Source organism: Peteryoungia desertarenae (assembly GCF_005860795.2).
Taxonomy (GTDB): domain Bacteria; phylum Pseudomonadota; class Alphaproteobacteria; order Rhizobiales; family Rhizobiaceae; genus Allorhizobium; species Allorhizobium desertarenae.
The window spans coordinates 739,958-761,986 of record NZ_CP058350.1; the positions used below are offsets into that span (position 1 = coordinate 739,958).

Consider the following 22,029-nt stretch of genomic DNA (forward strand, 5'->3'; position numbering starts at 1 on the left):
CCTGACCCGGGTCTCATATAGGACGGCTGAGTGTGAGAAAAACCATCATCGAACTGAAAAATGCTGATTTGACCTTGGGCAATGCAGCGGCGTCCGTCCATGTTTTGAAAAACATTGATCTTTCCATTTCTGCCGGCGAAGCTGTAGGCATCGTCGGCCCCTCCGGTTCAGGCAAATCAACCCTATTGATGGTTCTCGCCGGCCTGGAGCAGCTCGACAGCGGCGAAATCAATGTCAACGATACACCGCTGCACAAGCTCAGCGAAGACGCTCTTGCCGATTTCCGCGGCAAGAACATCGGGATCGTGTTTCAGTCCTTTCACTTGATCGCGAACATGACGGCTCTTGAAAATGTTGCGGTTCCGCTTGAGCTGGCCAATACGACAGGTGCCTTCGACATCGCTCGTCGGGAGTTGGAAGCTGTCGGTCTGGGCGAACGGCTCAACCATTATCCGGGTCAGCTGTCCGGTGGCGAACAACAGCGCGTTGCCATAGCACGGGCATTGGCTCCTTCCCCCGCAGTCCTGATTGCGGATGAGCCGACGGGTAATCTCGACACCGATACGGGCCGTCAAATTGCAGATCTCTTGTTCAACAAGCAGGCCGAACGCGGGATGACACTTGTCCTTGTCACCCATGACCCTTCACTGGCAGCGCGCTGCTCTCGCCAGATCCGCGTTGCCTCAGGTCGTATTGCAGGTGACAGCGTGCCATTGAAAAAAGTCCAGGAGACGTTGAGCGCATGAACGGCTCCCTGCAAAAGATCAAGGTGGCCTTCCGCATTGCTCTGCGCGAGCTGCGAGGCGGCCTGAAGGGTTTCTACATTTTTCTAGCCTGTATAGCACTTGGAACAGCCGCAATCGCAGCGGTCAATTCTGTTTCCATGGCGATCACCGAGGCTATTTCCTCTGAAGGCCGCACGCTTCTGGCAGGTGACATTCGCTTTGAACTGGACAATCGAGAAGCGGATGCAGACGAACTCCGTTTCCTTGAAAGCATGGGCACTGTCTCGGTCTCAACCGGGTTGCGATCCATGGCTCGGTTGCCGGACGGCTCAGACCAGTCTCTGGTCGAGGTTAAGGCAGTCGATCAGGAATATCCCCTTTATGGCACCTTTGTCGCAGACCCCGACTTGCCGCTTTCTGATCTTTTGGCAGAACGCGACGGTGTTTGGGGTGCAGTCGCAGCTCCACTGTTGCTGGAGCGGATGGGGATGCAGGTAGGTGACGAGATCCTGCTTGGGAACGCCCGCTTCCGGATCACGGCCTCCATCGTGACAGAGCCGGACTCGATTTCCGATGGCTTTGGTTTCGCTCCAAGGTTCTTGACGAGCAGAGCGGGCCTCCAATCCTCGGGCCTGATTGCAACGGGAAGCCTAGTTGAGCATGCCTATAAGATCAGGCTTGACGATCAGGCAATGACCACCGAGCAGATCCGTAAGCAGGCGCAGGACCAGTTTCCGAGTGCGGGTTGGTCCATCAGGGGAAGCGACCGGGCAGCGCCTGCACTGACCGAAAACATAGAACGCTTCTCGCAGTTCCTTACCTTGGTTGGCCTTACGGCACTCGTCGTTGGCGGCGTTGGTGTCGCCAATGCCGTGCGTGCCTTCCTCGATTCAAAGCGAACAGTTATTGCAACGCTGAAATGTGTAGGTGCACCTGCCGCCGTGGTGGTCATGGTCTATCTGATCCAGATCACGCTGGTCGCTGCAATTGGCATTGGATTTGGTCTTATCCTGGGTGCTATCGCACCGATTGCTGCCGCAAGCTACTTGTCGGGCATATTGCCGATCTCAGCCGAGCCAACGCTTTACCCAAGGGCTCTCTTGCTGGCAGCCATGTTTGGTGTTCTGGTAACGCTTGCCTTTGCGATCTTGCCTCTCGGTCACGCCCGCAAGGTTCCGGCGACGGCGCTCTTCAGGGAACAGGGGTTTGACACAACCGGGCTTCCGTCTTGGCCTTATGTTCTGGCAACAGGTATCGCACTTGCGCTTCTTGCAGCCCTCGCAATCTTTACGTCTGAACAGCAGAGAATCGCGACAATCTTTCTGGCAGCGATGGCCGGTGGCTTCATCTTGCTGCGCGCTGTCGCTTATGTGATTGCTATGGCAGCACGCCGCAGCCCCGTCGTTCACTCCGCAGCACTACGGCTCGCGATCGGCAATATTCACCGTCCCGGCGCTCTGACGCCCGCAGTGACGCTGTCACTTGGTCTCGGTTTGACACTGCTCGTTGCGCTCGCTCTCATTGACGGAAACCTGAGGCGAGAACTGACCGGCAATCTTCCCGAACGCGCTCCCAACTTCTTCTTTGTCGACATTCAGGGGTCGGAAATCGATGCCTTCAGAACACTCGTCGAGGGACAGGCACCTGAAGGCAAACTGATCGAAGTACCCATGCTGAGAGGCCGCATCCTCGAACTGAACGGCGTTGACGTTGCCAAGGTCGATGTTCCGCCAGAAGGACGTTGGGTTCTACGAGGCGATCGAGGCCTGACCTATGCGCAGAATGTGCCAGAAAACAGCGCCGTTACCGAAGGAAGCTGGTGGGCACCCGACTATACCGGTGAGCCGCTGGTCTCGTTCTCGGCACAGGAAGCCAGTGAACTTGGCCTGAAGATCGGCGACACGATTACGGTCAATGTGCTTGGTCGCAACATCACGGCCCGGATCGCCAACTTCCGTTCCGTTGAATGGGAAAGCCTGTCCATGAACTTCGTGATGGTTTTCTCTCCCAATACCTTTGCTGGTGCTCCGCATGCCTGGCTCGCAACCCTGATTGATGGCGATGCAACAGCCGCAGAAGAGGCAGCCATACTGCGGTCCGTTACGCAAACCTTCCCGACCATTACGACCGTGCGCGTAAAGGACGCTCTTGAGGTGGTGGACCGAGTAGTCGGGCAACTTGCAACGGCGATACGGGCCGCAGCAGCGATTGCTTTGATTGCATCGGTCCTGGTTCTGTCGGGAGCACTCGCAGCCGGCAACCGGGCCCGCACCCACGACGCGGTGGTGCTGAAGACACTCGGGGCGACCCGATCTATGCTCATTCGCGCCTTCACCTATGAATACTTGCTTCTGGGCGCAGCAACCGCCGTATTTGCCCTTATCGCAGGAGGTGGCATAGCGTGGTTCGTCTTGAGCCAGATCATGAACCTGCCGTCAAACTTCCTGCCAGATGTTGCCGCTATGACTCTTGCTTTGGCACTGGTCGTGACCATCGGTGTAGGACTGGCGGGCACCTGGCGTATCCTGGGACAAAAAGCAGCTCCAATCCTCAGGGAGCTATAAGACCAATAAGCAGGGAGTGTCCGGCTTATGGACCTCCCTGCTCCTCATCTCAAGCATCTCCAAGGCATACGAAGCATCAACTATTACATCGAATTAAGGTACCGGGCCTTGTGGCTGGAGCCTTAAAACCTCATATTCTTACTACGCATGCTGAACTCCGCAGCGGCGCCGGGTCACCCGTTGACAACCCTCGGAGCTTCAAAAGAGGAAAAGATGTCTGAACTTCGTAACTATCAAAGCCGGGCGGGCCAAAGCCAGTCGGCCCAGATGATCGACGAAGGTCTGCGCGCCTATATGCTCAAGGTTTACAACCTCATGGCGCTCGGCCTTGCGATCACCGGCATCGCGGCTTTTGCAACCTTCCAGATGGCGGTTTCCAGCCCCGCTTTTGCCCAGGCGATTTACGGCTCGCCTCTGCGTTGGGTGGTCATTCTGGCCCCGCTTGCAATGGTGTTTTTCTTGAGCTTTCGCATTCACAAGATGAGCGTGGCGGCGGCGCAGACAACCTTTTGGGTCTATGCTGCACTCATGGGCCTGTCCCTGTCGTCGATCTTCCTCATCTATACCGGCGCTAGCATTGTACAGACATTCTTCGTGACAGCGGCTTCCTTTGGTGCGCTGTCGCTTTATGGCTACACGACCAAGCGTGATCTGTCGGCCATGGGCTCGTTCCTGATGATGGGTCTGTTCGGTCTTATCATTGCATCGCTGGTGAATCTGTTTATGGCGTCCTCCGCGCTCGATTTCGCGATCTCGGTCATTGGTGTTCTGATTTTTGCCGGTCTGACGGCCTATGACACGCAAGCCATCAAGGAATCCTACCATGAATCCGCTTCAAGCGAGATTGCAGGTCGAAACGCGATCATGGGCGCCTTGAAGCTCTATCTGGACTTCATCAACCTGTTCCTGTTCCTGCTGCGTTTCCTTGGAAATCGCAACTGATCAAGAGCATCATCAAACGATCTGAACCCCGCTCCGGCGGGGTTTTTTGTGCCTATTGCCCAACAAAAGGGGATAACCTTAGGCGAACAAAGAAAAACCTCCGGCGGGAACCGGAGGTTTTGCAAATAGTCTTATAAGAGCAGCTGCAAAATTATGCGGCTTCTTCTTCCTGCGCATCGTCCTCGTCAAGCGTCTTGCCACGCTTGGGGCCCTTGGCAAGATTAACCTCTACGAGACGCACAGCCTCGGTCTCGGACATCTTGTTGACAGCTGCAATCTCACGCGCCATCCGGTCGAGGGCAGCTTCGTAAAGCTGGCGCTCGGAATAGGACTGTTCCGGCTGGTTTTCAGCACGATAGAGATCGCGCACCACCTCAGCGATCGAAATCAGGTCACCGGAATTGATCTTCGCGTCATACTCCTGCGCACGACGGGACCACATGGTCCGCTTGACGCGAGCCTTGCCCTGCACGACCTTGAGCGCGCGATCAACAAAGTCCGTCTCGGACAGCTTGCGCATGCCGATGCTGACAGCTTTTGCGACAGGAACTTTCAGACGCATCTTGTCTTTTTCGAAATCGATCACGAAAAGCTCAAGCTTCATGCCAGCGACTTCTTGCTCTTCGATAGCGCTGATGGTACCCACACCATGTGCCGGATAAACGATCGACTCGCCTGTCTTGAAACCATGGCGCGTGGGGGATTTCTTCTGCTGGGTCGTCATTCTAGTCAAAAACTCCCTGTTTTGCTTCCGGCTTTCTGCCGGCGCCGGGTCGGTCAGGCCCGGATGAGACGGGGGAAACCGTCAGGTCACTCCATCCTGATCCAGCCCGTCACGCGCAAACATAACGACCATCGCGACAGCGACACGACACATGAACGTCGTTAATGTCACGGACACCGCGGTTGGTTGTAAGTGTGCTTTCGTGATGGTTCAGGGCATATCTATGCCGCAAAGTGGAACAGTTTTAATAAGCTAGCACAAAAAGACGCGGAAATCAATATTTTACTGCATCGCGCCTTGCACGTGACGAATCAGCGGCACAAAGAAGGAAAGCCATGGGCAAACAGTGGACCATTTGGGTGGAGCCACAGACCGAGGGCCGTCCCTGTAGCAATCAATCACCAGAGCCGGGCTTTTCAGAGAAGTAGAGTTCATACTTCCCTTCAACTCCGTCCATCTCCTTGGCCTCAGGCATGGGCTCCTTCTTGACGGTGATGTTGGGCCAGATCTTCGCGAATTCGGTATTGATCTTCAGCCACTTGTCGAGCCCCGGCTCGGTGTCGGGCTTGATCGCCTCGGCGGGACATTCCGGCTCACACACGCCGCAGTCAATGCACTCGTCGGGATGGATTACGAGGAAGTTTTCACCCTCATAGAAACAATCAACCGGGCAGACTTCCACGCAATCCGTATACTTGCAGCGAATACAGTTGTCAGTGACGATATAGGTCATGCAGCACTCCAGAAGGGCGTCTCGGGTCCGGCTCAGGGTGAATCTCATTCGAACCGACTGAGCAGGGGCGTCGGATATCCGACCACCCGGTTGGAAATTTTATACAGGCTTGTGAGCTACTGCGTTCTAAACGCCATGGCAAGGATAAACAATTCGCCATTGAGCCGCAGGAGAAGAGATTTTTCTAATCCTCCAGCCAGTCGTTTCGGGAGCGGAATTCATCCAACGCACGCCGCTCACGCTTGGTCGGCCTGCCGGCGCCGGGAGCTCTCACGGCTTGATCTAACGCTGACAGTTTCTCCTGCTCGGAGGGAGCTGGTGTCAGATCTTCGTAAAGACGCCTTGCTTCTTCGTAAGGTCCTCGGCGCTCTCCGGGCGCTACCACGACCAGAACAAGATCGCGCCGCTCAAGCGCAACCTCAATTTTGTCCCCAGCCTTCAAGAGATGGCTCGGTTGGCGCACCGTCTGGCCGTTGACCTTGACATGACCGGCAGCCACACGCTCCTGGGCAAGACTTCTGGATTTGGTGACACGGGCAAAGAAGAGCCACTTGTCGATGCGCTGGCGCGAACCGCTCTGTGCCGCTTCCTGGCTCATCTCACTTCTTCATCTGCTCCTTGAGCGCGGCAAGCTTTGCGAAGGGTGAGTCCGGATCCACGGGCTTTTCCTTGCGCGGTGGCTTGGCTTCAAAACGGTTGCCTTGAGCCTTTGTATCCCGGTCCGGTCGAGGTCCGCGATCGTTTCGGTCGCCCTTGCCACTGAAGCCACCCTTGTTGCTGTCACGGTCACGGTTCTTGCCGAACTGCTCCTTGCGATTGTCGCGAGCGCGCTCGTCGCGGCGCCCTTCACTGCGCCCGTCTGTACGCGCATCGCCCTGTGCACGCTGGCCCTGGCCACGACGGTCAGGTTGACGAGCACCACCACGCTGGTTGTCATTGCGTCCGCCCGGACGCCACAACAGGACTGGCTTCGGCTCAGCCGGCGCTTGATCTTCGCCAAGTGCAGCATCGACGATAGCGGCTGCCGGCGTCACATCCTGCGAAACGTCTACGGGCTTCTGCCCCTCATCAACCACAGCAGAGGCATCGCCAGCATCCTCCTTGTCCGCATCATCGGCCTCCGCATCATCGGCGGCAGTGGCGTTATCAGCGGCTGCTGAAGCGGACGGCGACTGGGCAGCGAGGAATGCCGCGGCTTCTTCAGCCGTCACGCTGTCAGCCCGATAACCCAGCCCTTTCAAAATCTCTTCCATATCATCCGGCGTGGCGCCCAGAATGGACAGCATTGCCGTCGTCGTTGTAAAGCGGCGCCCGTCATACGCCCCCTCAGGACGCGCGCTTGTGCCGGGTTTCCACTGGAGAAGTGGGCGAATGAGATCGGCAAGCCGCTCAAGAATGTCAATTCGAACGGCGCGCTTACCAAGGAAGCGGAAACCGGCAAGCTTGTAAAAGGTCCGCTCGAAGCTGGTATCCGTTACGACTGACGTACGACCGGCAGCCAGAATTGGAATGAGATCGCCATAACCGGGCTTGTCCAGGCCGTCGTTCTTCAAGGCCCAGAGCAGTGTAATGAGCTCGGCCGGAGCAGGCTTGAGCAGAGCCGGCATGAAGATGTGATAAGCACCGAAGCGTACTCCATAACGACGCATTGATGCGCGCGCATCCTGATCGAGCGTCTTTACATCATCGGCAACATCGCGACGGAAAAGCACGCCGAGATTTTCAACGAGCTGGAATGCCAATCCCTTGGCGAGACCCTGGAGGTCTTCCGCACGCGATAAATCATCGAGCGGCTTCAGGACCGTCGAGATATGGTGATTGACGAAACGTTCGATGCGGGCAACCACGTGATCACGTGCGGTGCCCGACAACTGCTCATCAGCAAGCAGGATAACGCGGGGATGCAACATGTGATCGGTGCCGGAAAGTCGCGCCACGGGATCGCCAAGCCAACGCACCAAACCATCGGAACTGATCGCGAGATCGCCATTTCCTGACGCATGGAGCCGCGCAGCACGTGCTTCGAATTCCAGCGCAAGTGCCTTATACGCGGCAGCGAGAACGGCCTTCGCATCAGACCCCTCTGTCCCAGAGATCGGCGTGAACCGGAAACCGGCAAGTTGACCCATGGCATGGCCTTCTACGAAGACATCGCCGTTCACACTGATTTCAGCTTCCAACATCGCATTCTCTCTCAAGCGCTTCATGAGCACAGATGTCCTGCGATCAACAAAGCGTTTCGTCAACCGTTCATGTAGCGCATCGGACAATCGATCTTCGATTTCCCGCGTCTTTTCTTGCCAGTGTGTCGGATCGGCAAGCCAGCCTGGCCGGTTCGACACATAAGTCCATGTTCTGATCTGCGCAATACGCGCTGACAAGGTATCGATTTCACCATCGGTACGATCTGCCCGGCGGACCTGCTCAGCGAGGAAATCCTCGTTCACGGTACCATAACGCACGAGATCGAAAAAAAGGCTCTGAATCAGATCTGCATGTTGTGCAGGCGTTATGCGGCGATAATCAGGAAGCGCACAGGCTTCCCACAGTGTTTCGACTCGATCAGGCCGATCAGCGAGATCGATGATTTCCGGGTAGCGAGCAAGAAACTCCAGAGCCTGCTGGTCGATCGCTGGCAAGGCACGTGTGAGACCCTCAACGCGAGGCGCGGCATCAAGACTGCGCTGGAGCGCTGAAACAGACGAAAAATCGAATTGAGCAGAGCGCCACTGTAAAACCTTGACGTTGTCAAACTCGTGCGACTGCAACCGCTCAACAAGTTCGTCGTCAAATGGGTCAACCCGTCCCGTGACACCGAATGTCCCATCCTTGAGGTGCCGACCTGCGCGTCCGGCAATCTGGCCAAGCTCGCCCGGGTTCAGATTGCGGAACTGGTAACCGTCGAATTTGCGATCCTGAGCAAAAGCGACATGATCGACATCGAGATTCAGTCCCATGCCTATGGCGTCAGTTGCCACAAGATACTCAACGTCACCCTCTTGATAGAGACCGACCTGGGCATTTCGCGTGCGTGGGCTGAGCGCCCCCAGGACGACGGCGGCGCCACCGCGCTGACGTCGGATCAACTCGGCAATGGCGTAAACCTCATCAGCCGAGAAGGCGACAATCGCAGTTCGCTGCGGAAGGCGGGTGATCTTCTTCTGACCGGCATAAAAGAGCTGCGACAGTCGCGGCCTTTCTACGATGGTGATCCCTGGCAACAGTTGCAGCAGGATCGGCTTCATCGTCGCCGAGCCGAGAAGCAGCGTTTCGTCGCGCCCTCGCAGATTGAGAAGTCGATCCGTGAAGATATGACCGCGCTCAAGGTCCCCGGCCAGCTGGATCTCATCGATGGCGACAAAGGAAGCTTTGGTCTCCCTCGGCATCGCTTCGACAGTACAGACCGAAAAGCGGGCATTCGGAGGACTGATCTTTTCCTCCCCCGTCACCAAGGCCACATTCTGCGGCCCCACCCGTTCGGCAACCCGTGTATAGACCTCTCGCGCCAGCAGGCGAAGTGGCAGGCCGATAATGCCTGAGCCATGGGCAACCATCCGCTCGATCGCATAGTGCGTCTTGCCGGTATTCGTCGGTCCCAGCACAGCTGTGACGCTGCGACCGCTCAGGATCATGGGGTGGGTGTTCAATGACCGCTCCGCTATTGAGGATCACCAGCCTGAAGGAGTTGAGCCTCCAGGTCCTCCTGACCCTGCCGCAACACATGGCGATGAACTAAGGCAAAGGCAAGCCGGGAAACCGGATGGCTCAAAAAAAGCAGCCCAAATCCTTGAACAGAATCAGTTTTCCGGTCCCGCGCAGGAGCCTGGAACACTGAGCGAACGAATCGGCGACGAATCGTTGACTCCCGCCGATTCAGGTTTTGTTCACGGCTAGATATCGCCAGCATCAATGATCTGATGCACTATATCCTGAATCACCCAAGTCCAAGCTTTCGGACATGTCTGACGCCGCTACGCCGGAACAATCTGGTAAATCGACACGTTTGCAGCGGCGAAGGACGACAGATGAAACCGAGCCCACCGCCAGCCACCTGGATCAGTCAAGAACCCGGCGAGGAACGCTATGTCCTCCTGCATGGCATGGTGATGGCACCCTGTTTCTGGCAAACCTATGCGCCTCCAATTACGAGGAGAGGCGCGACGGTGGCCTATCCTTTACCTGGCCATGCGCCATGGCTTCTGGAGGGGGCGCAAACGGCAATCACCCGTGAAATGTTGACGGATCAGCTCGCTGCAGCGATCAGGCGAGACTTCGACGGCAAACCGGTTGTCCTGATCGGTCATTCCACAGGCGGGTTTACCGCCCTGCTCCTGGCACTGGCCCATCCGGATCTGGTGAAGTCTATTGTCCTGATTGGGGCATTCGCCTGTGGTCGCTTTGACGGTCAGGAGCGCTTAGCCGCAAGGCTTCTGCGAATACCCCATCTCGGTCCTCTGCTTTTTCGCCAATTCTTCAGGCGCTGGACAGCGACCAGCGAACGTTTTCGCTGGGGCTCGATCGAATGCGTCTTCGACAAGTCATGTCCATGGGAAGATGAGATAGCGATCCGGACAATGGACGCAGTCCGCCACCATTTGCTGCGGGCGAGACCAGATGAGATTGCAGCCTGCATCCAGTTCATGTCCAGCACCTCGCTCCTGCAGGAACTGTCATCAGTCGCCAAACCTGTCTTGAACATCATCGGGGCCAATGACGAAATCGTACCCCCTCCCCATCAGTTGCGACTGTCTCGACTGATCGCCGGAGCGCAGACTGTGATCCTGCGAAATTGCGGACATCTGCCGATGGTTGAGCACCGCGAAATGACCGACACCCTGATCGAAGGCTTTCTGCGCAGCCCACCCGGCTCCAGGGGATTTCGTGACGCGGCAATTGGCGCGACTTTCAGACTGACAGATTTGGAACTGCAAGATGGTCAGGTGCTGCACCAGCCCGGGAAGACGGAACAAAGCCAATCTGATGGCGTTCTGAGAGCACCTCGTCGCGCAATGACGCAAGGTTAGGAGAGGGTCCCCATGAACACGATTATCGTCATCATTCTCATTCTGCTTCTGATCGGCGCCCTGCCGAGTTGGGGGTATAGCCGGGGCTGGGGATATGGACCGTCAGGTGGCTTGGGACTGATACTGCTCATCATCATCATCCTGATGCTGATGGGGCGAATTTAACAGACCGTCGAAAGGTACAAGATGATGAAAAAAACGCTTCTCGTTCTCGCACTGATTTCCCCACTGGCCGCATGCACCGCGACCGAACGCGGCGCCTCCATCGGCGCGGCATCGGGTGCTGCCATCGGCGGTATCGCAACTGGTGATGTTCGTGGCGCAGCAGTCGGCGCAGCAGTCGGCGGCGTTGCTGGTGCCCTTGTCGGCCAGTCGCAGGAGCGCGCAGGATACTGCATCTATCGCGACCGCTACGACCGCACCTACGAAGCGCGCTGCCGCTGAGTTTGGCATTTTCCCAAAAGCCGTCGGACCGCGCGGTTCGGCGGCTTTTCGTTGCTGGCATTAACGTCTAGGCCAAAGCCGGAACGAATCGACGACGAATCGCGCACCGAAGCATCTTCCCGGTTTGTTCACGACTACATATTGTGGAATAACAAATAGTTAACCATAGGGCGTGGTGGATATTAAGAATTTCGTCCCCGATTCCAGAGTTCAATCCTTAACAGGAAGCCCGAGTCTCTCACGCAAGGCACGATACTGTGCCGGATTGGTATCGGACATCGCTTCGTCCCGGTCCGAAGGTAAATCGTGGTACTCGATCGGTTAATGAAACTGATCCGCCGTGAAGTCGAAGCGGCGACCATCAATAGAGTTGTAGAAGTGCGGTCCCTGCGGAAGTGGCGTCTTCAAGATCAGCCCGCCAAACACGTCCTGTACGACGAGGCTGGTGACACCACACTGCCCCCTCGCCGGATTGCCTAATGACCAAAGGCTGGAGGTCTCGCGCGACCAAGCTTTGGTAAGCCGGTCGGCAAATTTCTCGAGATCGACAATCTAATAAGCCATGCTGCTGCCCGAGAACGAACAAGGCCGGCGCAAGGCCGGCCTCTAAGTCAGAGCCTCTTCGTCGGTTAGACGAAGAACTGGCCACCATTGGCGGAGATTGTGGAGCCGGTGATGAAGCCGGCATCGTCGGAGGCAAGGAAGACAACGCAGCGTGCAATCTCTTCCGGCTCGCCTAGACGACCAACCGGGATCTGCGGGATGATGCGCTCGTTCAGTACCTTTTCCGGAATGGCGCGGACCATCTCGGTTCCAATGTAACCAGGGCAGATCGCATTGACGGTAATGCCCTTGGCAGCACCCTCTTGGGCAAGCGCTTTGGTGAAGCCCAGATCACCAGCCTTGGCTGCGGAGTAATTGGCCTGGCCCATCTGACCCTTCTGACCATTGATCGAGGAGATGTTGATGATCCGGCCAAAGCTGCGGTCTCTCATGCCGCTCCACACCGGATGCGTCATGTTGAAGAGACCCGTCAGATTCGTACCGATCACCTCGTTCCACTGCTCCGGCGACATCTTGTGGAACATGGCATCGCGGGTAATGCCGGCATTGTTGACAAGCACCTCGATCGGCCCCAGCGCCGCCTCGACCTGCGCAATCCCGTCAGCGCAAGCCTGATAGTTCGAAACATCCCACTTGAAGACGGAGATGCCGGTTTCGGCTTCAAAAGCTTTTGCCTTCTCGTCATTGCCGGCATAGTTTGCCGCCACCTTGTAGCCGGCTTCCTTGAGAGCTACCGAGATTGCCGCCCCGATGCCGCGTGTACCCCCTGTCACGAGTGCCACTCTGCTCATGTCATTCCTCCCCTTTTTGTTGTTGCAGTTGCACGTGTCGCGTTTGCCAAGTCGCGTTGACCCGGGCTGACGATTCGCACCTTGAGGCCGTGCACCGCATGAACCCTCCTGGCCGGCATTGTCAGCCCAGTTTCGCCGTCGTCAGATCAGAAAGCCTCAACACACATGGCAATGCCCATGCCGCCACCGATGCAAAGGGTTGCCAGACCCTTCTTCGCGCCACGACGCTTCATCTCGAACACCAGCGTATTGAGGACGCGAGCACCCGAAGCACCTACAGGGTGACCTATAGCGATCGCGCCGCCGTTGACGTTCACGATCGACGTATCCCAGCCAAGGTCCTTGTTGACCGCGCAGGCTTGGGCGGCGAAAGCCTCATTCGCCTCAACCAGGTCGAGATCGGACACCTTCCACCCAGCCTTCTCGAGTGCCTTGCGGGAGGCCGGAATTGGTCCGGTACCCATGATCTTCGGGTCGACACCTGCAGTAGCCCAGGAAACGATACGGACCAGCGGTGTGATACCGCGCCGTGATGCCTCCGCTTCTGTCATCAGAAGTGCAGCGGCCGCCCCGTCATTGATGCCCGAAGCATTGCCGGCAGTAACCGTTCCCTCCTTGTCGAAAGCAGGTTTCAGCTTCGTCATGCTGTCCAGCGTCGCGCCATGGCGGATGTATTCATCGGCATCAACCGTCACGTCGCCCTTACGACCGGGGACGACAACTGGAACGATCTCATCCTTGAAGCGACCTGCAAGCTGGGCAGCCTCTGCCTTGTTTTGCGAAGCGACCGCAAAAGCATCCTGCTCATCGCGGGACAACTGCCACTGACGCGCGACATTCTCCGCAGTCGTTCCCATGTGATAGCCGTAGAAGGCATCGGTCAGACCATCCTTGATCATTGTATCGATCATCTTGAGGTCGCCCATCTTCGTGCCGCCGCGCAGATGGGCGCAATGCGGTGCCATCGACATGGATTCCTGTCCGCCGGCGACGATGATCTTGGCATCGCCTGTCGCGATCTGCTGCATACCCAGGGCCACGGCGCGCAAACCGGAACCGCAAAGCTGATTCATGCCCCAGGCGGTCGCTTCTTGCGGAATACCTGCCTTCATGGCCGCCTGACGCGCCGGGTTCTGGCCGGCCCCTGCCGTCAGAATTTGTCCAAGAATGACTTCGTCCACTTCCGCAGCATCAACCCCGGCGCGGTCCAGCACCCCCTTGATAGCGACAGCGCCCAGATCATGGGCGGCAACATTGGCAAACGCACCGTTGAATGAGCCAACCGGCGTTCTAGCTGCACTTGCGATTACGATGGATGGGCTGCTCATGGATATTTCCTCCAACTCTTCGATGTTGAGACGAAACTGACAAAGGTTGTCCCCGCTGTCAAACGCCATCGACACCAACCTTTCCTTCTTTGGTTGCAGGCTCGTGACTTTCGTCAATTGCCGGTCTTGCAACGCACAAAGAGATTGTCACCGCACTTCATTTGCGCTTACATTCATTGCGGGAAGAGCAAAAAAATTGACGAAATTGGACGGGGTTAGGAGACTGAGCATGGCAAAAGCCGATGGCGAGATCGTGATCAAGAAATATGCCAACCGGCGCCTCTACAATACGGGCACGAGCACCTACGTGACGCTGGAGGATCTGGCGAAGATGGTGAAGAAGGGAGAGGAGTTCACCGTCCAGGATGCCAAGAGCGGCGAAGACATCACGCACTCTGTTCTAACCCAGATCATATTCGAACAGGAATCCAAGACCGGGAATACTCTACTCCCAATCTCGTTTTTGCGTCAGTTGATCAGCTATTATGGCGACCAGATGCAAATGGTCGTGCCGAGCTTCCTCGAACACTCGATGAAGGCATTTACGGAACAGCAAGCCCAGTTCCGTGAACAGATGACCACTGCCTTTGGCGAGACGCCGCTTTCCAAGAACCTTCATGTGCCGATGCAGTTGATGGAAGAACAGGTCAAGCGGAACACGGAGATGTTTCAGCAGGCGATGAACATGTTCTCTCCTTTCCTGGGCGCCCAACCGCCCAAGGAGACGCGCAAGGCGGAAGCGAAGGACATTGACGAACTGAAGGAACAGCTGCGGAACTTGCAGAACAAGCTCGACAGCCTCTAGAACTGCATCTTTAGCGGCTTCAAGTCCTCTTTATCCGGCATCATCGACCGTAAGCTGCACGGCGGGATGGTGCTTGTCTGCAGCCGACTAGGTTTTCATGTGTCAAAGACCGATCGACACATCGCGGCTGGCGGATCTGATCGAGATCGAGAAACCGGCGACCACATCGATCAGTGCGATCAGCATGAGGATAAAGAAGATCTGTGTCGCTGCATCGCGGACCAGAAGGAACTCGACCAGAAATCCGATGAACACCAGCATTGAAAGCATGTGATTGAGGAGTGATCCTGATGCATTGGATGTCGCCTTGAGGATTTCGATGAACAGCAGCAGCAATGCCACGATCACCAGCACATCTGCCAGGGTGAGAGACCATATCGCACCGGACAGCATGGATACGGAGAAGACTGTTGCGGACAGCGCCGCGATACCCCCTCCTCCGAAGAAGCCGATCATCACCAGATTGTAGAGGATCAGCGGTATAATCATCAGCGGGACGGCAGCGAACATCAAGAATCCTTTCAGATGGTGATTGGTCTTGGACTATATCAGCATCTGAATTGTGTCGGATATACTGAGGTAGGCTTCGCTAAAAAGAAAAGGCCGACAAAAAGCCGGCCTTTTCAAACAAAACTGCACAAGTCGATGTTATACGTTTTCCTTGGGCGTCAGCACCTGACGACCGCGATACATACCGGTCTTAAGGTCGATATGATGCGGGCGGCGAAGTTCGCCAGAGTTCTTGTCTTCCACATAGGTAGAAGCCTTCAGACCGTCTGCAGAGCGACGCATACCGCGCTTGGACGGGCTTGTTTTTCTTTTTGGTACAGCCATTTTCGTTACTCCACGTGACGGGCAAAACAGTTTTGTCGGCCTCATTGAGGCCGGACAGTCTCTGTCTCGATCTCGGATTTTGGCGGGCTTATACATGCCATGAGGGGCTTTGACCAGTCCCCCGGACATTTTTTTGAAGAACGCGGCGGGGACGGCCCTGATGATCAGCGGCCACCATCGCCATAGAGACAGGTGACGTATGCGCCGGACTGCCGGGCTCGGCGCTCCACGACATTTGCCAGGCGGCGCATGCCATTGCCGGGCTTGCTGGCCACTCGTTCGAGGGGGTTGGGCAACGCAACTGCCAGAAGTGCTGACTGCTTGGGTCCAAGCTCCGAAGCCGAAACATTGAAATGATGTCGGGCTGCAGCCTCAATCCCGTAAATGCCCGGCCCCCACTCGGCTATATTGAGATAGATTTCCATCATGCGTTCTTTCGACCAGACAAAGTCAGAGGCCATGGCGAGAGGCAGCTCCAGCGCCTTTCTTACAAAAGACCGACCACTCCAGAGAAAGAGGTTCTTCGCCGTCTGCATGGGAATGGTGCTTGCGCCCCGGGTTGTCTCTCCAGCCAGCGCGTCATCGACCACCAGCTTCATCTGCGCCCAGTCGATACCATCGTGAGCACAGAATTGACCGTCTTCCGACATCATGACCGAGCGTACCAGATGCGGGGAAATATCCTCAAACTCGACCCATTGTCGGTCATAACCCCGTAACATGACGAGATCCGCCAGCATCGGCGTCGAAACCGGACGGATTAACTCTATGCGGTAGAGGAGAATGAGCAGATAAGGTGCCAAAAGCACAAACAGGAGAAGTCCAGCAATTCTGCGGAACCATCGTGCCCCACCAGCCGATCTTTTTCGATAACCGTTGATGGGACCATCCCTTTCCATGCCGGCCTCTGTCACCATTGATGCTTGCAGTCTTGATAACTTGGCCGCATCTCATATCGGGCGATGGCCGGAAATGCCAGACTGGAAGCGACCAAAGCTGCGTCAGCACCAGATGCCAACCGTCCGCTGCCTCTCATATTCGGCATTGTCAGTACAAAAACGCCATGCCAAATAGGCTCATGAGCCAGGAAACGATATCTTTTGACCACCGCCTTTCGAGCTTTGCAAAAAGCGTTGAGGCAAATCTCGACCTTCTCCTGTCGACGCACCCGTTGCCTGGCGAACTCGCACGACCGGACCAACTCATCGAAGCAATGCATTATGGCGCCTTGAATGGCGGCAAGCGCCTTCGACCCTATCTCGTGATGGAAAGCACACGCCTTTTCGGCGGCAATGAAGAAGCGGCAATGCGGGTGGGTTGCGCACTGGAATGCCTGCACAGCTATTCGTTGATCCATGACGACTTGCCGGCGATGGACAATGACGACCTGCGTCGTGGCAAGCCGACAGTCCATATCGCCTATGACGAAGCAACAGCCATTTTGGCCGGTGACGGCCTCTTGACCTATGCCTTTGACATCGTCGCGGCACCGGAAACAGAACTGGCGGATCAGGCCAAGGTCCAGCTTGTCCTGGAGCTTGCAAGAGCTGCCGGCATTGGAGGTATGGCAGGCGGTCAGTCGCTGGATCTCGGCGCAGAGAAAGCAACACCGGATGAAGAGGGCATCATTCTCCTCCAATCGATGAAGACGGGAGCATTGCTGCGTTTTGCCTGCGAGGCTGGCGCCATCATCGCCGGAAAATCGGCTGAGGACCGCAGGCGTCTGAGGACATTTGGCGAAGTGATCGGCAGGGCCTTTCAACTGGCCGATGACCTTCTGGACGTCACCGCCGATGCCAAGACCATGGGCAAGGCAACAGGCAAGGATGCCGACCGTGGCAAGGCAACGCTTGTCGGGCTCCACGGCATTGCCTGGGCCGAAGCGCGTCTCGACCAGCTGGTGGAAGAAGCCATTGGCATTCTGGCACCCTATGGCGATAAGGCCCAGATCCTGAAGGCGACCGCGCGCTTCGTAGCCGATCGCAAGAACTGAGCCTCGAACAATCAGCGTCTTGCCATCAGGTTAAGTGATGGCATCCATCAAACCTTCTTGCTCGACATGATCGGGGATGAAGGCGCAATCTGCTGTGCATCATCCGGGGACACTCAGCATGTCAGATTTGATTGGACACTGGCCACAGCTCTTGGCCGCATACACTGTCTATCTTGTAGCGGTGATTACGCCAGGGCCGGCCAACCTCGCCATCATGGGAACAGCAATGAGTGAGGGCCGCAAGCGCGGCCTCATCATCGCCCTTGGTATATTCACCGGATCCTTCACCTGGGCCATGGCTGCGGCGCTGGGCCTTGCTGCCATTCTGACCCGTTATGGAGAGGTGCTCCAGCTCCTGAAACTCGCAGGCGGCATCTACATGCTGTACCTGGCCTATAAAGCGATAAAGAGCCTTTCACGGCCTACATCGACCAGTGATCTGGAGCGGCCAACGGAAGGGAAACGTCTCTGGCGGACCTATCTTGCGGGCTATGCCATCCATATGACCAATCCCAAGGCCATCTTCGGCTGGTTGGCCACCATTTCCCTTGGGCTTCCTCCGGAGGCTTCGGTCAGCTCCGTCATGCTTGTGGTTGGCGGATGCCTTCTAACCGGCTTTACCGTCTTCATGAGCTATGCACTGCTGTTTTCGACAAACAGGGCCGTTCGTCTCTATAAGAGCGCACGACGTCCGCTGGACGCCGTCATGGCAATTTTCTTTGGTACGGCTGGAGCGAAAACGATCTCGACCGCTTTCTGATACTGAAAGAAAAAAGGCGCCGCTTGCGCGACGCCTTCTTGCTTTGCTTGACAAAATTGAAAATCAGCCAGCCGTGACAGGAGCAATCGTGATCTCGACACGGCGGTTCTGCGCGCGGCCTTCCGGCGTCGCATTCGAGGCGATCGGCTGGCTTGGGCCGAAGCCAAGGGCAGAGACACGACGCGGGTCGATGCCCTGCGCGTTGAGATAGCCGGCTACCGATTGCGCGCGGCGCTCCGAAAGCGCCTGATTGTAATCAAGGCTACCGGTGGAGTCCGTGTGACCATTAATGTCGATCAGTGTGCGATCGAACTTGCGCAAGACGATCGCGACCGAATTCAAGGTCGGATAGAACTGCGGCATGACCTGGTCCTGATCCGTCGCAAAGGTAATGTTGGACGGCATGTTGAGAATGATCCGATCACCGGCGCGCGTGACCGAGATGCCCGTGCCCTGGAGCTGCGCGCGCAGTTCGGCTTCCTGCTGGTCCATGTAATTGCCGATGGCGCCGCCCGCGAGCGCTCCGACACCGGCACCGATCAGAGCCGCGTTGCGGCGGCCTTCTGGCGAGCCGCCGACAGCCAGACCACCGAGGGCACCCACAGCAGCACCCAGCGCCGCACCACCGGCAGTGTTCGAAACCTTTTGCTGACCAGTGTAAGGGTCAGTCGTTGTGCAGGCAGTGAGGACAGTTGCGGAAAGCGCAACGATAGCGATCTTCTTGATCATGATGGATGTTCCTCCAAGAACAGGCTGTTAACTCCTGAACAGCGGAAATGCGGCAACATAAAGTTGCCCGCATGCCTATTCCGCCGCCGATTTGCGACCGTAACGCTTCTCGATGTAATCTGCCACCAGCGCCTCAAAGTCACCAGCGATATTCGGTCCACGAAGGGTCATGGCCTTCTGCCCGTCAATAAACACGGGCGCCGCCGGATTTTCGCCCGTACCTGGCAGAGATATGCCGATGTCGGCGTGCTTGCTTTCGCCGGGGCCATTGACGATGCAGCCCATGACGGCAACGTTCAACCCTTCGACCCCCGGATACTTCTCGCGCCAGACAGGCATGTTCTTGCGCAGATCCTCCTGGATCTTCTGAGCCAGTTCCTGGAACACCGTCGAAGTGGTGCGACCACAGCCGGGACAGGCGGCGACCACCGGCACAAACTGACGGAAGCCCATGACCTGCAGCAATTCCTGCGCCACCTGCACTTCGCGGGTCCGATCACCATTTGGTTCCGGCGTGAGGGAGACACGGATCGTGTCGCCGATCCCGTGTTGCAGCACATAGCCCATGGCGGCTGAGGACGCGACAATGCCTTTCGAACCCATACCCGCTTCTGTGAGACCGAGATGCAGCGCATGGTTCGATCGCTCGGCGAGCATGGAGTAAACGGCAATCAGGTCCTGAACCTGACTGACCTTGGCCGAAAGGATGATGCGGCTTCGGGGAAGTCCGATCTCCTCTGCCAATTCGGCCGAAAGCAGCGCCGACTGAACGATTGCCTCACGGGTGACTTCGCGGGCAGAAAGTGGAAAGCCCTTGGCCTGGTTCTCATCCATCAGCCGCGTCAGAAGCTCCTGATCAAGCGAGCCCCAGTTCACCCCGATGCGAACCGGCTTGTCATAGCGGATCGCCATTTCGACGATCTCGGCGAACTGCTTGTCTTTCTTGTCCTTGAAGCCGACATTGCCGGGATTGATGCGATACTTGGCAAGAGCCTCTGCGCAGTCGGGATGATCGGCAAGCAGACGGTGGCCAATATAATGGAAGTCACCCACCAGCGGCACGTCGATACCGAGGCGCATCAGTCGGTCACGGATGCGCGGCACGGCAGCCGCGCTTTCATCGCGATCAACGGTGATGCGGACAATTTCGGAGCCGGCTTTATGCAGCGCTGCAATCTGGGCAACCGTGGCGTCAATGTCGGCAGTGTCGGTATTCGTCATCGACTGGACAACGACAGGTGCACCGCCACCGATAATTACGCCACCAACATCGACCGCAATGGAAGCCCGTCGCGGTTTCGGATCATGATCACTAGAAGCCATTGGCATGTCTCTTGGGGTGAAACTCGCTATGGAGGTGGATCAAACCGCCTGCCTTGTCAACCATATCAGGTCGGCAGGCGGACAAACCTTGGTGTTCGCCACTCCCTCAAAACGCGACAAATGGCGTCAGTGGGAAACGGCGCGATCGGCATGTCGCGCAAGCCCGGCCATCATGAATACAAAGAGAATGGGGAGCGATATCACCGTGTAGACCGTCGAAAGCGACACATACTCTGCAACAAAGCCAATCAAGGACGGTGCAAACAGGATTCCCGAATAGCCGAGCGACGTTACGACGGAAAGCCCGATACCCGGAGCCAGACCCGGTATATTGCCACCAGCCGAAAATGCGATCGGAACCATGTTGGAGATACCGATACCAGCAATCGCAAAGCCGATGATGGCAACGGTGACATTTGGCGCCTGCCCGGCGATGATCAGGCCGACAAACGCCGCCACGGAACACCAGCGAAGCGTCTTCACGGCTCCCAGGCGATCTCGGACAAAATCGCCAGCGAAACGCAGGATCGCCATCGTTAGCGAGAATGCCGCAAAGGCGAAGCCGGATATTGTCGTCGATGCACCCAGTTCATTGCCAAGATAGAGGGCACTCCAATCAAGGACGCTCCCCTCGGGCACCATTGAAAACAGGGCGATCAGACCGATGAGCCACGGAAGAGGCGAGCGCGGCAGCTGGAGTTTCTGGTGCTTTTCACTCTCCTGTGGCGGGTCCTTGATAATCATGGGCCTTGCGGCAAGGAAGAGCACCAGACAGACACCGGCTACCAGAAGACTATGAGAGAGCACGCCTAGGTTTGCGATGAGATAGCCACCGGTCGCCGAACCGACGAGCCCGCCAAGGCTCCAGAATGCATGACAGGATGACATGATGGACCGACGGACATGCCGCTCTGCGACTACCGCATTGGCGTTCATCGCGACATCCATTGCCCCGGTCAGGCCACCAAAAAGAAAGATAGCGACAGCACCGAGCCAGACCGATTCAACAATGGAGACGCCTATGACGGTGGGTATGAACAGAATGGTCGTGGCCTGAACGACTCGGTTTGAACCGTGACGGGCGATCTGTGCGCCCGCGAGTGGCATCATCACAAGCGAGCCGACCCCGAAGACGAAGATCATGATCCCAAGCGCAAATTCCGACAGCGCCAGTGCTGACGCGAAAAAGGGTATCTTCGTTACCCAGGCACCGATCACCAGACCATTCAGGAAAAACAACAGGGAAACAGCCGCGCGCTCTCGGGTCACAAGGGGAATGCTTCCGGCAGTTTCCGGCGTCTGCGCATATTCGGTCATGGGATCTCCTGCAAGGTGGGCCTAAACTAATTAAATCGATTAGATTGGCAATTCCCTTCTGTGCTGAAATGCTCACATTTTATTTCGTCAGACATGATTGCTGAAGATCAAACCGGCGGCCCCGGCTGTGGGCTATCCTGCGTTTTGACAATCGAACCGCCACCACTTGCAATTCCGGTCGTCCACAATATATATCAATTCCACTATGTATTAAGGAGCCTCTCATGACCCTCGACCGCGTCATTCTCGCATTTGCCGGCATCATGGTTTTGCTGTCAGTCCTTCTGACGGTCTTTGTCCATCCGCTCTTCATCTGGTTCACCGTCTTCATCGGCGTGAACATGTTTCAGTCCGCCTTTACCGGTTTCTGTCCGGCAGCCATGATTTTCCGCAAACTCGGGATCCGGCAGGGCACGGCGTTTTAAGGCC

Annotated in this window: 23 protein-coding genes; 10 read left to right on the forward strand and 13 right to left on the reverse strand. The window is 56.8% G+C overall.

The genetic code is table 11. The annotated features are described in order from the left end of the window. The first annotated feature begins 32 nt into the window (after positions 1 to 32). The 3 genes from FE840_RS03520 (at position 33) to FE840_RS03530 (ending at position 4,231) form a co-directional block, all read left to right on the forward strand. Positions 33 to 746: an ABC transporter ATP-binding protein gene (locus tag FE840_RS03520; protein ID WP_138287153.1), complete on the forward strand. Its 714-nt coding sequence runs from the start codon at positions 33 to 35 to the stop codon at positions 744 to 746. Beyond that, the gene (locus tag FE840_RS03525; protein ID WP_138287151.1) at positions 743 to 3,289 is read left to right on the forward strand and encodes an ABC transporter permease; all 2,547 of its coding nucleotides are present in this window, start codon (positions 743 to 745) and stop codon (positions 3,287 to 3,289) included. Before FE840_RS03520 ends, FE840_RS03525 begins: the two co-directional genes overlap by 4 nt. Positions 3,290 to 3,502: 213 nt before the next feature. Further along, positions 3,503 to 4,231 carry a Bax inhibitor-1/YccA family protein gene (locus FE840_RS03530; RefSeq protein WP_138287149.1) on the forward strand — a complete coding sequence of 243 codons (729 nt, stop codon included), beginning with the start codon at positions 3,503 to 3,505 and terminating at the stop codon, positions 4,229 to 4,231. Positions 4,232 to 4,382: 151 nt separating this feature from the next. On the opposite strand, the gene FE840_RS03535 is transcribed toward FE840_RS03530, so the two are convergent. From FE840_RS03535 to FE840_RS03550, 4 genes are all read right to left on the reverse strand, one after another. Next, positions 4,383 to 4,955: a CarD family transcriptional regulator gene (locus FE840_RS03535; protein ID WP_138287147.1), complete on the reverse strand. Its 573-nt coding sequence runs from the start codon at positions 4,953 to 4,955 to the stop codon at positions 4,383 to 4,385. A 394-nt stretch (positions 4,956 to 5,349) separates the two neighbouring features. Then, entirely contained in the window at positions 5,350 to 5,688 is a 339-nt protein-coding gene (gene fdxA, locus FE840_RS03540; protein WP_138287146.1) for a ferredoxin FdxA, read from the reverse strand. A 184-nt stretch (positions 5,689 to 5,872) separates the two neighbouring features. Continuing rightward, positions 5,873 to 6,286 (reverse strand): RNA-binding S4 domain-containing protein, encoded by a 414-nt coding sequence (locus tag FE840_RS03545; RefSeq protein WP_138287145.1) that lies wholly within the window; start codon positions 6,284 to 6,286, stop codon positions 5,873 to 5,875. Position 6,287: 1 nt separating this feature from the next. Beyond that, entirely contained in the window at positions 6,288 to 9,320 is a 3,033-nt protein-coding gene (locus FE840_RS03550; protein WP_138287399.1) for a helicase-related protein, read from the reverse strand. 393 nt (positions 9,321 to 9,713) lie between these two features. Here FE840_RS03550 and FE840_RS03555 point away from each other — a divergent pair, with 393 nt between their 5' ends. The 3 genes from FE840_RS03555 to FE840_RS03565 are packed head-to-tail and all read left to right on the forward strand — an operon-like array spanning position 9,714 to position 11,156. Next, on the forward strand, positions 9,714 to 10,712 hold the full coding sequence (locus tag FE840_RS03555) for an alpha/beta fold hydrolase (protein WP_138287143.1): 999 nt from the start codon (positions 9,714 to 9,716) through the stop codon (positions 10,710 to 10,712). Between the two features lie 12 nt (positions 10,713 to 10,724). Then, a complete protein-coding gene (locus FE840_RS03560) occupies positions 10,725 to 10,877 on the forward strand; it encodes a DUF3309 family protein (RefSeq protein WP_138287141.1) in 153 nt (50 codons plus the stop codon). A 24-nt stretch (positions 10,878 to 10,901) separates the two neighbouring features. Continuing rightward, positions 10,902 to 11,156: a glycine zipper domain-containing protein gene (locus FE840_RS03565; RefSeq protein WP_138287398.1), complete on the forward strand. Its 255-nt coding sequence runs from the start codon at positions 10,902 to 10,904 to the stop codon at positions 11,154 to 11,156. A 321-nt stretch (positions 11,157 to 11,477) separates the two neighbouring features. On the opposite strand, the gene FE840_RS21170 is transcribed toward FE840_RS03565, so the two are convergent. The 3 genes from FE840_RS21170 to FE840_RS03575 form a co-directional block, all read right to left on the reverse strand. Continuing rightward, positions 11,478 to 11,708 (reverse strand): YunG family protein, encoded by a 231-nt coding sequence (locus FE840_RS21170; protein WP_425502195.1) that lies wholly within the window; start codon positions 11,706 to 11,708, stop codon positions 11,478 to 11,480. Between the two features lie 77 nt (positions 11,709 to 11,785). After that, positions 11,786 to 12,511, reverse strand: coding sequence for a beta-ketoacyl-ACP reductase (gene phbB, locus FE840_RS03570; RefSeq protein WP_138287139.1), 726 nt, complete (start codon positions 12,509 to 12,511; stop codon positions 11,786 to 11,788). A gap of 146 nt (positions 12,512 to 12,657) precedes the next feature. After that, a complete protein-coding gene (locus FE840_RS03575) occupies positions 12,658 to 13,839 on the reverse strand; it encodes an acetyl-CoA C-acetyltransferase (RefSeq protein ID WP_138287137.1) in 1,182 nt (393 codons plus the stop codon). A gap of 229 nt (positions 13,840 to 14,068) precedes the next feature. On the opposite strand from FE840_RS03575, the gene phaR reads away from it, so the two are divergent. Next, positions 14,069 to 14,644, forward strand: coding sequence for a polyhydroxyalkanoate synthesis repressor PhaR (gene phaR / locus FE840_RS03580; protein ID WP_138287136.1), 576 nt, complete (start codon positions 14,069 to 14,071; stop codon positions 14,642 to 14,644). Positions 14,645 to 14,746: 102 nt separating this feature from the next. Here the strand turns inward: phaR and FE840_RS03585 are convergent, their stop codons facing one another. The 3 genes from FE840_RS03585 to mtgA all read right to left on the reverse strand — a co-directional run bounded on the left by FE840_RS03585 (position 14,747) and on the right by mtgA (position 16,395). Beyond that, the gene (locus FE840_RS03585) at positions 14,747 to 15,154 is read right to left on the reverse strand and encodes a hypothetical protein (protein ID WP_138287134.1); all 408 of its coding nucleotides are present in this window, start codon (positions 15,152 to 15,154) and stop codon (positions 14,747 to 14,749) included. A 138-nt stretch (positions 15,155 to 15,292) separates the two neighbouring features. After that, entirely contained in the window at positions 15,293 to 15,478 is a 186-nt protein-coding gene (gene rpmF, locus FE840_RS03590; protein ID WP_138287132.1) for a 50S ribosomal protein L32, read from the reverse strand. A 164-nt stretch (positions 15,479 to 15,642) separates the two neighbouring features. Next, entirely contained in the window at positions 15,643 to 16,395 is a 753-nt protein-coding gene (gene mtgA / locus FE840_RS03595; RefSeq protein ID WP_138287130.1) for a monofunctional biosynthetic peptidoglycan transglycosylase, read from the reverse strand. Between the two features lie 161 nt (positions 16,396 to 16,556). Here mtgA and FE840_RS03600 point away from each other — a divergent pair, with 161 nt between their 5' ends. Both FE840_RS03600 and FE840_RS03605 read left to right on the forward strand, forming a co-directional pair. After that, complete coding sequence (locus FE840_RS03600) at positions 16,557 to 17,471, forward strand: polyprenyl synthetase family protein (protein ID WP_138287128.1); 915 nt, start codon at positions 16,557 to 16,559, stop codon at positions 17,469 to 17,471. A 118-nt stretch (positions 17,472 to 17,589) separates the two neighbouring features. Next, on the forward strand, positions 17,590 to 18,231 hold the full coding sequence (locus FE840_RS03605) for a LysE family translocator (RefSeq protein ID WP_138287126.1): 642 nt from the start codon (positions 17,590 to 17,592) through the stop codon (positions 18,229 to 18,231). Positions 18,232 to 18,294: 63 nt separating this feature from the next. On the opposite strand, the gene FE840_RS03610 is transcribed toward FE840_RS03605, so the two are convergent. The 3 genes from FE840_RS03610 to FE840_RS03620 all read right to left on the reverse strand — a co-directional run bounded on the left by FE840_RS03610 (position 18,295) and on the right by FE840_RS03620 (position 21,600). Continuing rightward, positions 18,295 to 18,960 carry a YiaD family glycine zipper/OmpA-like lipoprotein gene (locus FE840_RS03610; RefSeq protein ID WP_138287124.1) on the reverse strand — a complete coding sequence of 222 codons (666 nt, stop codon included), beginning with the start codon at positions 18,958 to 18,960 and terminating at the stop codon, positions 18,295 to 18,297. 75 nt (positions 18,961 to 19,035) lie between these two features. Further along, a complete protein-coding gene (gene ispG, locus FE840_RS03615) occupies positions 19,036 to 20,283 on the reverse strand; it encodes a flavodoxin-dependent (E)-4-hydroxy-3-methylbut-2-enyl-diphosphate synthase (RefSeq protein WP_138287122.1) in 1,248 nt (415 codons plus the stop codon). Positions 20,284 to 20,409: 126 nt separating this feature from the next. Then, positions 20,410 to 21,600 (reverse strand): MFS transporter, encoded by a 1,191-nt coding sequence (locus tag FE840_RS03620; RefSeq protein ID WP_138287120.1) that lies wholly within the window; start codon positions 21,598 to 21,600, stop codon positions 20,410 to 20,412. A gap of 224 nt (positions 21,601 to 21,824) precedes the next feature. Here FE840_RS03620 and FE840_RS03625 point away from each other — a divergent pair, with 224 nt between their 5' ends. Next, on the forward strand, positions 21,825 to 22,025 hold the full coding sequence (locus FE840_RS03625) for a YgaP family membrane protein (RefSeq protein ID WP_138287118.1): 201 nt from the start codon (positions 21,825 to 21,827) through the stop codon (positions 22,023 to 22,025). The last annotated feature ends 4 nt before the right edge of the window (positions 22,026 to 22,029 follow it).